Raw genomic sequence first — 12,364 nt, 5'->3', positions numbered from 1 at the left:
CGGAATCGCGGGGATGTAGCAGCCGATCATCGCCGCGGTGCGCTGCGCGTGGTTGCCGGTGGCGGTCACGACGTGCTCGCACGTTATCTCGAAGGTCTCCTCGGACGGCAGGAGGTTGCCGCCCTTCTCGACCATCTTCCGGCCCTTCACGATCCACTCGCCGCCGCGCCGCTCGAACCCGTCCACCTGGGCCCTGCGCACGATCTCCACGCCGCGCTGGCGGGCGCCCTTGGCCATCGCCTGGGTCACGTCGGCCGGGTTAATATAGCCATCTTCGGTGTGATAGATCGCGCCTTTCAGATCGCCGGTCTCAATGAGCGGCCAGCGCTCCTTGATCTGGTCGGGTGTGAGCCACTCATAATCCACATCGCAGGTTTCTGCGGTCGAGGCGTAGAGTTTGTACTCATCCATACGCTCTTCGGTTTGCGCCATGCGCAGGTTGCCAACAACGGCAAAACCGGCATTCAGGCCTGTCTCTTCCTCAAGCTGTTTGTAAAAATCAACCGAGTATTTGTGGATATGGGTTGTCGCATAGGACATGTTGAACAGCGGCAAAAGCCCCGCCGCATGCCAGGTCGAGCCCGAGGTCAACTCATCACGTTCGATCAGCATAACATCGTCCCAGCCGGCTTTGGCGAGGTGATAGGCAATAGAGGTCCCAACGGCGCCGCCGCCGACAACCAATGCTTTGACTTGGGTTTTCATGAGGCCGTTCTCCGGAACAAGTGACTCGGTTTCTGCATTGGTTATGCCCAACCCCCATGAAACCGGTCTAAATCCATCCGACGCAAATATAGCCAAAACCGACCTTTTGGCACCTAGCGTCCCGGTTCCGTGCAATAGTCCCAGCCCAGCCCGGCCCTGCTGTCATGCAGGTATGGACCTCAGGCGTCTGTATTATTGACAGTCCAGGGTGGTCCCTCGGCGAATGCAGACACTGGCAGGCGCCTGCTCCTGCGCCGCAACATCCGCGTCGGCCACATCCGCAGCGCCGGGAAAACGCGCGTCGATTGCAGAGCCCAGACCAGCGGCCTGTTGCCAAAGCCGATCCCGCTGACCTGCCGTTGCAATGCGATCAGCCGGCTCGGTCTCATAGCGCTTTTGCACGATGGCCGCGTAGTCTTTCATACTCAGCTCACCCGGCCCCAACCCGGCTTTCTGGCTTTGCATATTATAGTCCACCGCAACAACTGCCTGGATACTAAATACAAGTATTCCCAAGGTTTTTCGAATACTCATCTCCGCGCTCCCAAACCTGAACCTCACTCACGAAAAGCAGTGTACAGGGGGAGTTGGTGGAAATTATGGCATTCCCAGACCATGCCTCCAGAGAGCACGGCCTGGGAGCACAGCCTGGGCAAGTCTTGAACCTCAGCCCTTATCAGCGAGGATTTTCCCGGGGTTGAGGATATCGTCCGGGTCAAGCGCTGCCTTGATTGCCGCCATATAGCGGGTGGCCGCCCCCAGCTCTTTTTGCAGATAGGGGCGTTTGCCCTGACCAATGCCGTGTTCGCCGGTGCAGGTGCCATCCAGCGAGATCGCCAGATCATTCAGCCAGCTGATAAATTCGTCAGCCTTTTGCCGCTCCTCTGCGTTTTCCATGTCCACCAAGACCAGGGAGTGGAAATTGCCATCGCCCACGTGGCCAACGATTGGCGCAACCAGCCCCAGGTCTTCGGCCTTTTGCTGGGTGGCCCCTACACATTCGGCCAGTTTTGAAATTGGCACGCAGACATCGGTGGAAATCCCCTTGGCACCGGGGCGGATCTGCATGCAGGCCCAATACATGTCATGGCGCGCTTGCCACAGCTTGTTGCGCTCCTCTGCGGAAGAGGTGGCCTCAATGTCAAAGCCGCCAAACTCATCCGCAATGGCGGCAAAGGTCTCGCTCTGCTCCAAAACGCCAGCATCCGAGCCGTGGAACTCCAGCAGTAGCAGCGGTGTTTCCGGCAAGGACAGCTTGGAATAGCTGTTGGCGGCGGCAACGCTCATCTCGTCGAGCAGCTCCATCCGGGCGATGGGAATGCCGTATTGAATGGTCATCATCACCGCGCGGCAGGCGTCATCCACGGTGCGGAACGAACAGCGAGCCGAGCGGATCGCCTCGGGGATGCCCTGCAGACGCAGGGTGATTTCAGTGATCAGGCCCAGGGTGCCTTCGGAGCCGACCATCAGCCGGGTCAGATCATAACCCGCCGAGGATTTTTTGGCCCTTTGAGCAGTACGGATCACTTCGCCATCCGCCATCACCACTTCCAGCGCCAGAACATTGTCCTTCATGGTGCCATAGCGCACCGCATTGGTGCCCGAGGCCCGGGTCGCGGCCATGCCACCAAGCGAGGCATTGGCACCGGGGTCAATCGGGAAGAACAGCCCCTGGTCGCGCAAAAACGTGTTCAGCTGTTCGCGGGTAACACCGGGCTGCACCACCACATCCAGGTCCTCAGCATGGACCGCCAGAATTTGATCCATTCGCATCATGTCGACACAGATGCCGCCAGCGGGGGCGTTGACATGCCCCTCAAGCGAGGTGCCGGTGCCAAAGGGAATGACCGGAACGCCATATTCGGCGCAGGTTTTGACAATGTCGGCAACCTCGGCGGTGGAGGTCGGAAAGATCACCGCATCAGGGGCCTGATTGGTGATCCAGGTGGTGGTATGGCCGTGCTGCTCGCGGATCGCCTGCCCGGTCTGCATCTGGTCACCAAATTGCTGTTTGAGCACGCCAATCGCGGCCTCAATCCCAGCTTCGTTGCGTGGCAATGCCGTCGCCTGCACCATGTCTCACTCCTCTTCCTTACCCCAATAGCGCCGGGCGCCATCTCTCTCGTTTCGTGTTGTCATGACAACACGCGCCTCTTATTGCGCAGAAAAAGGGCGCAGGCAACCACTGCCTGCGCCCCAATCTGTCCCGCTGTCACAACGACATCAGGCTGCCAGAGCCCGAATTCCAGGGTAGCCCCCAGAAGGCAGCGCCAGCTCACTCGCCCAGCGCGATGCCTTCGCGGCGCGGGTCGGCGCCCCCCTTTAGGGTCTCGCCGATTTCAATGGCATGCAGGCCTGAGTTCAGATCGCGGATATTGACCTTATAGCCCATCTCGGTCAGGCGCGGCTCCAGGTCCACGGCAACGGTGTCGGCCTCCAGATCATAGGTGCCAAACCGGTTCACCGCATGTGGCAGGCTCAGCGCCTGCTGCACATCCATGCCCCAATCCGCCCAGGCGACAATGGCCGTTGCCACATAGCCAATGATGCGGCTGCCACCGGGCGATCCTATCGCCAGCACCGGTGCGCCCTCTTTCATCACAATGGTTGGCGCCATCGAAGAGCGTGGCCGTTTGCCCGGCTCCAGCCGATTGGCGATGGGAACACCATCGCGGTGACTGCGAAAGGAGAAATCGGTCAGCTCATTGTTGAGCAGAAACCCATTGCTCATCAAGCGCGAGCCAAAGCCATTTTCAATGGTCGTGGTCATCGACAGAACATTGCCATATTGATCGACAATCACCAGATGCGAGGTCGACGGAAACTCGATCGAGGCATCATCCGCCCAACGCGGTGCCAGCCCCGCATGATCAAACTCCGGCTTGCCCGGCGCCACCTCCGCAAGGGCCGCCTCGCCCGCCAGCATCTCACCCCGACTGGCCAGATAATCCGGATCCACCAACCCCTTGGCTGGAACCGGCACATAGTCGCTATCGGCCATGTAGCGCCCACGATCCGCAAAGGCGAGCCGCGAGGCATCGCCGATCAACCGCCAGGATTGTGGGTCTTCAGCCCCCAGTGCTGCCAGATCATAACCGCCCAACATGCCCAGGATTTGCCCCACGGTCAGCGCCCCCGACGAGGGCGGCCCCATGCCGCAGACCTCAAAGGCGCGGTAGCTGGCGCAGCTCGCGGGACGCTCCTTCACCTGATACAGCGCCAGATCCATTGCCGACAGAACACCGGGATTGCCCTCGGCCTGCTGCACGGTGCGCACAATATCGGCTGCAATAGGTCCGGTATAAAACCCTTCGGCGCCCTCAGCCGCGAGGCGGCGCAGCACATCCGCATAGGCGGTATTGGTCAGGATGTCCCCGGCTGCCAAAGGCGTGCCGCCAGGCAGGAAATAGTCGGCCGTGGCGGGGAAACGCCCCAGCCGATCCGCGTCACGCGCGATCGACCCTGCCATACGCGGCGAGACTTCAAATCCCTCTTCAGCCAAAGAAATACCCGCCGCAAACAGCGAGCCCCAGTTGGCGCGCCCCCATTTGCGATGTGCCGCCTCCAGCAAGGCCGGGGTGCCGGGGGTGCCCACAGATCGCCCGCCCACAACCGCGTCAAAGAACTTTAGCGGCTCGCCCGCCGCGTCCTGGAATAGCCGAGGCGTTGCCGCCAAAGGCGCTGTTTCGCGCCCGTCCAGCGTGGTGATCTCGCCGGACTTGGCGTCATACCAGACCAGAAAGGCACCGCCCCCCAGCCCCGAGGACTGCGGCTCGACCAGCCCCAGCACGGTCTGCACCGCCACCATGGCATCCGCAGCGGTGCCGCCCTGACGCAAGATAGCCGCGCCGGCTTCAACCGCATGGGGATTGGCGGCTGCGATCATCCAGGTCTGTGCCTCAACCGGTGCCCCGGCTGCCTTGCTGGCAAGCGAGGCGGCAACCGCGTCTGAAATCGCCGTGAAAGAGCCAGAACTGGCCCCTTCAGGGGCGACCGCATCCGCCGCCTCCTGCGCGACAGCCCCGGCGGAAGACAGGGTGAGGCCCGACAACGATAGGCCCGACAAAGCTAGGCAGGTCAGTAGAACAGATTTCATGGAACGCCCTCACAGCTGAAAGATACAGGTGCGCCTTACAACATGGCAGGCACCACCTGGTCGGGGGGCCGGTGCCCATCCTCGAAGGTTTTGATATTCAATAGGACTTTTTCTCCCATCTCAATCCGGCCCTCCAGAGTTGCAGACCCCATATGCGGCAGGAGTACCACATTTGGCAATTCACGCAACCTGGGATTGATACTGGTTCCCTTCTCGTAGACATCCAAACCGGCACCGGCGATCTCATTACTGCGCAGCATCCGGGTCAGGGCGTGTTCGTCGATCACCTCCCCGCGTGAGGTATTCACCACCACAGCCGAGGGTTTCATCAGTTTCAGCCGCCGGGCGTTCAGTAGATGGAAGGTCGAGGGCGTCGAAGGACAATTGACCGAGATCACATCCATGCGCGCCACCATCTGGTCGAGGCTTTCCCAATAGGTGGCTTCAAGATCGGACTCGATTTCGGGGCGCAGGCGACGACGGTTGTGATAATGGATCTGCATGCCAAAGGCGCGGGCGCGACGCGCCACGGCCTGACCAATCTGACCCATCCCCAGAATGCCCAGACGCCGCCCCGCCAGACGCCCGCCAAGCATCGCTGTTGGCGCCCAGCCCTGCCAGTCGCCCTTTTGCATCACAGCCAGCCCTTCCGGGATGCGGCGCACCACTGCCATGATCAAAGCCATTGCCATATCGGCAGTGTCATCGGTCAGGACACCCGGTGTATTGGACACCAGAATGCCGCGCTGGCGGGCGGTAGCCACATCAATGTGATCCACCCCGGCACCGTAGTTTGCAATCAGTTTCAGTTTATCACCGGCCTGCCCCAACAGGGCGGCATCAATGGTATCCGTGACCGTTGGCACCAGCACATCCGCCGCTTTCATTGCGGCGGCCAGCTCCTGGCGGCTCATCGGTGTATCATCGCCGCGCAACTGAACATCAAACAGCTCGCTCAGCCGAGTCTCCACCGGCTCTGGCAACCGTCGCGTTACGACAACACTCAGACGTTCTCTTGCCACTTTTGCTCTCCCCTGGCTTTTCATTTCATCTGCCTTGATGGCATGGTGGCGCAGGACGGAACCGGGCACAAGAACCGATCCGCCAGAACCGGAACAAGTGACGCAGCTTTTTGCCTTTTTCAGGCGGGAAAACCTGCAAGATTTCGGACCAACGATATGGCAGGCTTAACCACGAGCAGAAGTGAGCAGGCAGTGATTAAAACATTTTTGCATCGGCGCAGCCTATTGGCGGCGCTCTGTGTGGCGTTGGGCTGTGGCCCATTGGCTTCCATGGCTGCGGCCTCTGAACGCGGTCCAGTGACCAACCTGCCGCTGCCGCGCTATGTCTCGATGAAGGCCTCCGAGGGCAATGTGCGCCGCGGCCCTTCCCTGACCCACCGCATTGACTGGGTGTTCAAACGCCGCGGCATGCCACTGGAGATCACCGCCGAGTTTGGCCATTGGCGCCGCGTGCGCGATCAGGATGGCGCCGGAGGCTGGGTCCACTATGCCCTGCTATCAGGAGCCCGAACGGTGCTGATCCAGGAAGACATGCTGACCCTGCACGCCAAGGCCAATGAACAGGCACCGGTCACTGCAGCACTGGAATACGGGGTTGTGGCACGGCTGGGCAAATGCGCGCCGGCCTGGTGCGAAGTCTCGGTTGGCGGTTTCGACGGCTGGGCCCCTAAAAGCAAGCTGTGGGGCGTGATGCCGGAAGAAATCCGCGACTAGTTCTGCCGCCAGCCCCTCACCTGCCTTAGCTTCGCCGTCCAGCCTGCCTTCGCCGCGCCCCACCGATCCACCCCATTGGCCACCCAACTGGCGGCTTAGGTGGGGTCTGACACCGGGCGAATGCTCAGCTGGGTGCCACCCAGAGCCCGAAAGCTTTTTTGACGACAGGTAAAGACCAGAATCTGCATCTCATCCGCCTGCAGGGTCAGCGCGTCAAAGATCTTCTCGATGCGGGCATCATCTGTGTAGACAATTGCATCGTCCAGAATGATCGGAGCCGGTTGGCCTTTGCGCGCCAAAAGCCGGGCAAAGGCCAAGCGCACCAAAAGGGCAATCTGTTCCTGGGTGCCGCCGGACAGGCTGTCAAAGTCCTCTTCCTGGCCGGCCCGCATCAGCTGATCCGGCAGGACCTGCCCGGCATCCAGCCCCAGACGCGCCTCGGGCCAGAGCAGCCGCAACAGCGGTTGCAACTCTTGCAGCACCGGTCCGATATAGGCCTCTTGCGCGGCGCTGCGCGCCTGTTCCAGCGCCTGATCAAGCCGCCGCAGCACGGCGACCTCAAACTCCACCGCCGCCAGCCGGTTTTGCGCCGCACTGAGCTGATCACGTACCTCGGCCAATTCCTCCTCAACGGCCATGCCTGCCGTTGTGGCAATGCGGCTGTCCAGGACCGCAAGATCGCGCAGATGCGCCTGGATAGCCTCGCGGGTCGCGGTCTGTTCGGATTTTGCCCGCGCAGCCCGGGCTCGCGCCGGGGCCAGGTCTGGCGCATCTTGCTGCAAGGCCTGATACTGGGCCTGTTGTGCCGCCAGATCCTGCTGCAGTTCCGCCTGACGCTGCTGCAACTCCGCCAGCCGCTCCGCAGTGTCGCTTTGTCCCGCCAACGCGGCATCGGCGCGTTCCAGCCGTTGCTGCGCCGCCTGATGGCTAACGCGGGCGCCTTCCAGATCCAACCGGTGACGGGCTTCGCTTTGGCGCGCCTGGTCAAGCGCGACAGCCGACGCGTCCATTTCTGCGCGCTGCGCAACAAGCCTGGCTTCCAGCTGGTCCAGATCCTCGTCCTCAGGCTCATTTGCAGGCGCGCCCGCCTCAGCTGGGGGTGTCTCAACCGGCAAAGCATCAAGGCGCTGCATCAGCGCCATTATCCCTTCGGGTGCCAGAACCAGTAGCTGGCCTTCAGCCTCTTCCAGCCGGATGCGGGCTTCTTGACGGGCCTGATGGGCCGCGCGGGCCTGGGTGATGCTGTCGCACTGCACCACCTCCAAGGCCGCTGCAAGCGCCCGCTGCGCCTGATCCAGTTGATCCCGCCCAGCGCCATCGCCCGGGTGCAGCTCAATACGAGCCAGACCGGGCACCTCCAGGCTGCCCCCCTCTGGCAGGGGAATGCGGCTGCCGCCAGCCAGCGGCGCACCATCCAGCGTCAAGCGCCCCTCCTGCCCCGGCTGGTAGGTGACGGTGAGGGCAAAGGCCCCCAGCTGCTGCGCCTGCGCCGCCAGGGCCAGGGTGTCGCGGGCGGTCTCGATCCGCTCCATCGCAGCCTTGTCGGGACCATGCTCCATCTGCGCCTTCAGCGCTGCGACCTGCTGCATGACACTGCGGACCTGCTTCAGCGTCTTTTGCAAGGCGCGGCGCTGGTCTGCGGCCTGCTCCAGACGCGCGGCCCGTTGCATCTGCGCCAACCGCGCCTCCAGCGCCTGTGTTTTCGCCTTGGCCGTTGCCAAAACCTGCTCCGCCTGCTTTCCCTCGGCATGGGCCGGATCCAGAACTTCGCAAATCTGTTTCAGGGTTTGCGCCGCCACGCTCAGGGCTTGCTCTGCCTCGGCACGGTCTTTGCGGCGCGCCAGAAACCCGGCCAAGGCGCTGTTGTGATTGTCCAGCACCAAGGTGGCGGTGCGCAGCGCCTGCTCTGCAACCGTCAGTTTTTCCTGATATTGCTCAGCGGCTTGCAGCTCTTGCTGGGACTGGCGCAGACGCGCCTCCAACGATTGCTGTGCTTCGGGGTCTTGCAGATCCGTCAGCGCGCGGCGCAGATCCTGACGTTGGTCAAGCTGATCGCGCAGCTCCCGCACCTTGTCGGCGAGCCCCTCTTCGCGCGCTGCTAAGGTCGCCACCTCATGCATCGCCTGGTCCAGCGCGCCGCCCTTTTTGGCCCCGCGCGAGGTCACCAGACGATCCAGGGACTGGCGCACATCGCGCCGGATCGCATCCATGCGCTGACCGCCAGTGATACTGTCCACCTCCCCCGCGACCGACGACATCAAATCCTGCCGCGCCGCCAGGGTTTCCTTTGCGTCGGCAAAATTGGTCAGCCCCTGACGCACCCAAAGCAACCCGGAGGGACCGCCCTCTTTGGGGGATTTGATCAGGCTTTGCAGCCAGGCCTCCGCCGCATCCGATTGCAGATACAGATGATCGCCTTGCCAGATCCGCAGATCGCCCTTGCCCGAGGCCTTTTGAAACTGCTTGGCCAAGCGATAACAGCTGCCGTCCCGTTCAATCTCCACCTCGACCCGAGGTTCGCCTCCGGCGCGCGGTGCCAAGGCGCGAATGTCCTTGTCCCAGGATTTGGCATCTTTGAAAAAGACCGCATGCAGCGCGTCAAAGATGGTCGATTTCCCCTGTTCATTGGGGGCGGCCAACACATTAAGCCCCGTCCCAATGCCGGTGATTTCAACCGGGTCGGTAAAGCGGCGAACATTTTCCAAACGAATAGCGCGGATCTTCATGCGTTGCGCTCCCCGGTCGCGTCACCGTCCTGGGCATAGGCAAACAAACGGTTCAAAGCCGCCGAAGCGATGTCACGCGCGCTCTGGGACTCGCTTGTGTCCTCGGCCGAGCGCATCAGATCTTCGGCAGCGGCCCGCAACGCCCCATTGGTGGCAATCAGATCCAGATCAGACAGCTGGTATTCGCTGCGCAGCCCTGATGTTTCCAGGGTGAAATGACAGAACTCGGGGGCGACCTGTGCCACCGCCTGCTCCAAGGCCAGGCGCTGCGGTGCAGTGACCCAGCCCTCGGCCTTGAGCCGCAACAGATGTAGGCGCCACTGGGCACGGTTGGCAGGCAACAGCGCCTGCAGTTCTGCCGCAACATCGCTCGCAGGGGTGAGGGGCAAAGCCTGTTCCTGCCAGTGATAGGCGCCGACCTCCAGGGCGGTGATATCCGGCGGTTGGCCTGCCGCGGTCAGTTCAACCAACAGGCACTGGCCCCGCCCGGCGTGTTTGAACCGGTCGGCCTCTGGCGTGCCGCTGTAGCGGCTGCGATCATTCAGGATAAAGGCACCGTGCCAGTCGCCCAGCGCCAGATAATCCAATCTGGCAGAGCTGGCACGGTTGGGCGAAATCACCTCACCGCCGGCCTCATCACTGCCAAAGTTCAGCACCCCGCCATGGGCCAGACCAATGCGCAAATCCCCCGCCGAGGTATCGCAGCCATCCATCCAGGCGGTCAGGTCCTGCCCGGCAAAGCGATGACGACAGGGCGCAGGCAACAGATGCACCCCCGGCGCCATCTGCACCGGCTCAGGCTGCATCAAAAGATGTGTGTTTTCCGCAGCATGCTGCGCCATCCCGGCCCACAGCGTTTCCGCAGCCGCGCTGTCGTGGTTGCCTGGAATGATCCACCAGTGCAGATCTGGCGCCGCCCCCATTGCCGCCAGGGCCTGGCGCTGCACTCGTTCTGAGGGCGTTTCGGTGTCAAACATATCCCCCGCGATCAGGACATGCTGTGCCCCCTGTTCCTGCGCCAGAGTGGCGAGAGTGGCGAGTGTCTGCTGACGTGCCTGCTGCAAATCCGCCCGTACCTCCTCCGGCATTTGGCCAAACCGTTTGCCGAGATGCAGGTCTGAGGTGTGTAGAAAGCGAAAGGCGGGCATTCGGGCTCCGGGTCAGGGGATCAGGCGGTCTATACTTGGATGGTCATTCATTTGGCCCCGCCATGAGTGGCAGAGCCACAGCAAAGGGTCAACGCGACGGCTGGGAATGATCCGGGAAAGGTCACAAAAATATGGGAAAATTCAGGCGATTGACACGCGGCGGCCTCTGCGGCAAAAATGTCCAACATTTTAGAAAATCGGGTCCAGATGATATTTGGTTCAAGACAAAACGAGGATGAAACAGTGGTGGCGATGCTGGCCTCGGTGCTGCGCCGCGACATCTCCTTTGGCCTGCTCAGACCGGATGAAAAGCTCAAGCTTAACGACCTGCGGCAACGCTATGGCGGCTCTAATCATTCGATGCGCGAAACCCTGCGGCTGCTCAGCGCCGAAGGTCTGGTGGCGGCCACCGCCCAGCGCGGGTTCCGCGTCACCTCGGCCACCGAGGCAGATCTGCAGGACATTTTGTTCATGCGCATCCAGGTTGAAAAGATGGCACTGGAGAAATCGCTGGCGCTGGGGGATGTCGCCTGGGAGGGTCGCGTTCTGGCAGCCCATCACGCCATGCGCCACTGCGAATCTGTTGTGCAAAGCGATCTCAGCGATCTGGCTGCCCTGGAGTGGGACAATGCCTGCCGGGCGTTTTTCTACAGCCTCTGCGAGGCCTCGGGCTCTCCCCGGCTGCTAGACACGCAGCAAAAATTCTACGACCAGTCCCGCCGCTTTCGGCTGGCGCTGCTGCGCGAAGGGCGGCTGGATTTTCCAGATCGCGCCACGCAGCATCAAGCACTGCTCACCGCAGTATTAGGCCGCGACAGCGCCACAGCGCTTAGCCGGTTGGAGAGACTCATCACCACGGAAATACAGGCCTGAGGGATAAAAGGATCAGGCCAACACTGTTCACTAGGGAGGAACGATCATGACCACATTTACCCGCCGCAAGGCATTGGCACTACTGGGTGGCAGCGCCGCTGCTGCTGGACTGGCAAGCCCAGCCTTGGCCTCAAACCGCAAAATCACCGTGGGCGCGCTGCGCTTTACCAGCCATTCCGGCAGCTTCATCGGCTTTGAGCGCGGCTATTTTGCCGACGCGGGTCTGGATGTGGAGTTCAAGTTCTTCCAGGCCGCAACCCCAATGGCTGTTGCCATTGCCTCCGGCGATGTGGACTACGCGGTAACCGCGATGTCTGGCGGTCTGGTGTCTCTGGCCGACAAGGGTGCGGTCAAGGTGATCGGCGGCGCCCTGTCCGAAGAGGTCGGTATCGACGGCCAAAAGTTCCTGGTCTCTGATGCCGCCTACCAGGCCGGTGTGACCAGCCCGGCACAGCTGGCGGGCAAAAGCTACGGCATCACCTCGGCGGGATCCTCTTTCCACTACATGGGCTCCAAAATGGCCCAGGCCGAAGGCATCGAGCTGAAGTTCAAGCCGTTGCAAAAGGTCGGAGCCATCATCGGCGCGCTGAAATCCGGCCAGATCGACGCCTGGTCCATCGTGCCACATCTGGCCAAACCACTGGCTGGCTCTGGCAAGGTGCATATCATTGGCAATGTGTCGGACTACCTGCCAAATTATCAGGTGACCACGGTCTTTACCTCGGCCAAAAACGCCTCGGGCGAGCAGCAGATGACGCGCGATTTCCTGGCCGGCTATTCCAAAGGTGTGAGCGACTATAACAGCACCATGATCGACAAGGCCCATGGCGACGCCGGTGTTGAAGAGCTGGTCGACCTGATCCACAAATATGTCTATGCGGATCGCCCACGTGAAAAGGCGGCCAAGTCGATCATCAATGGCACCATGCGCCTGAATGAGGGCGCGGCGATGAACACCGCCTCGCTGCAGGACCAGCTGAGCTGGTTCCAATCCGAAGGTCTGGTGGATCAGAGCATCAGCCTGGATACCGTGATTGACCCAAGCTACGTGCAGACACTCGGCTAAAGCCAGCTGCGCAC

The 12,364-nt window shown here is 61.8% G+C and carries 10 protein-coding genes; 3 read left to right on the top strand and 7 right to left on the bottom strand.

The window, feature by feature from the left end; genetic code table 11:
• From QZ268_RS19800 to QZ268_RS19780, 5 genes are all read right to left on the bottom strand, one after another.
• Positions 1 to 705, bottom strand: a 705-nt coding sequence (locus tag QZ268_RS19800; RefSeq protein ID WP_295455889.1) for an FAD-dependent oxidoreductase, incomplete at its 3' end; no start/stop codon positions are given.
• Between the two features lie 192 nt (positions 706 to 897).
• Positions 898 to 1,239, bottom strand: coding sequence for a hypothetical protein (locus tag QZ268_RS19795; protein WP_295455887.1), 342 nt, complete (start codon positions 1,237 to 1,239; stop codon positions 898 to 900).
• Between the two features lie 132 nt (positions 1,240 to 1,371).
• Positions 1,372 to 2,781 carry an FAD-linked oxidase C-terminal domain-containing protein gene (locus QZ268_RS19790; protein WP_295455885.1) on the bottom strand — a complete coding sequence of 470 codons (1,410 nt, stop codon included), beginning with the start codon at positions 2,779 to 2,781 and terminating at the stop codon, positions 1,372 to 1,374.
• Positions 2,782 to 2,980: 199 nt separating this feature from the next.
• The gene (gene ggt, locus QZ268_RS19785; RefSeq protein ID WP_295455883.1) at positions 2,981 to 4,801 is read right to left on the bottom strand and encodes a gamma-glutamyltransferase; all 1,821 of its coding nucleotides are present in this window, start codon (positions 4,799 to 4,801) and stop codon (positions 2,981 to 2,983) included.
• Between the two features lie 35 nt (positions 4,802 to 4,836).
• A complete protein-coding gene (locus QZ268_RS19780; RefSeq protein ID WP_295455881.1) occupies positions 4,837 to 5,823 on the bottom strand; it encodes a D-glycerate dehydrogenase in 987 nt (328 codons plus the stop codon).
• A gap of 270 nt (positions 5,824 to 6,093) precedes the next feature.
• On the opposite strand from QZ268_RS19780, the gene QZ268_RS19775 reads away from it, so the two are divergent.
• A complete protein-coding gene (locus QZ268_RS19775; protein ID WP_295455897.1) occupies positions 6,094 to 6,537 on the top strand; it encodes an SH3 domain-containing protein in 444 nt (147 codons plus the stop codon).
• 95 nt (positions 6,538 to 6,632) lie between these two features.
• On the opposite strand, the gene QZ268_RS19770 is transcribed toward QZ268_RS19775, so the two are convergent.
• Complete coding sequence (locus tag QZ268_RS19770; RefSeq protein ID WP_295455879.1) at positions 6,633 to 9,263, bottom strand: AAA family ATPase; 2,631 nt, start codon at positions 9,261 to 9,263, stop codon at positions 6,633 to 6,635.
• A complete protein-coding gene (locus QZ268_RS19765) occupies positions 9,260 to 10,411 on the bottom strand; it encodes a DNA repair exonuclease (protein WP_295455877.1) in 1,152 nt (383 codons plus the stop codon). Before QZ268_RS19765 ends, QZ268_RS19770 begins: the two co-directional genes overlap by 4 nt.
• A gap of 207 nt (positions 10,412 to 10,618) precedes the next feature.
• Here QZ268_RS19765 and QZ268_RS19760 point away from each other — a divergent pair, with 207 nt between their 5' ends.
• The gene (locus QZ268_RS19760) at positions 10,619 to 11,284 is read left to right on the top strand and encodes an FCD domain-containing protein (protein WP_295455875.1); all 666 of its coding nucleotides are present in this window, start codon (positions 10,619 to 10,621) and stop codon (positions 11,282 to 11,284) included.
• A 46-nt stretch (positions 11,285 to 11,330) separates the two neighbouring features.
• Positions 11,331 to 12,350: an ABC transporter substrate-binding protein gene (locus tag QZ268_RS19755; RefSeq protein ID WP_295455874.1), complete on the top strand. Its 1,020-nt coding sequence runs from the start codon at positions 11,331 to 11,333 to the stop codon at positions 12,348 to 12,350.
• The last annotated feature ends 14 nt before the right edge of the window (positions 12,351 to 12,364 follow it).

This window comes from uncultured Pseudophaeobacter sp. (genome assembly GCA_905479575.1).
Taxonomy (GTDB): Bacteria; Pseudomonadota; Alphaproteobacteria; order Rhodobacterales; family Rhodobacteraceae; genus Pseudophaeobacter.
Note: the sequence above shows the minus strand (reverse complement) of the source record. Positions and strands in the feature narration are given on the sequence as shown.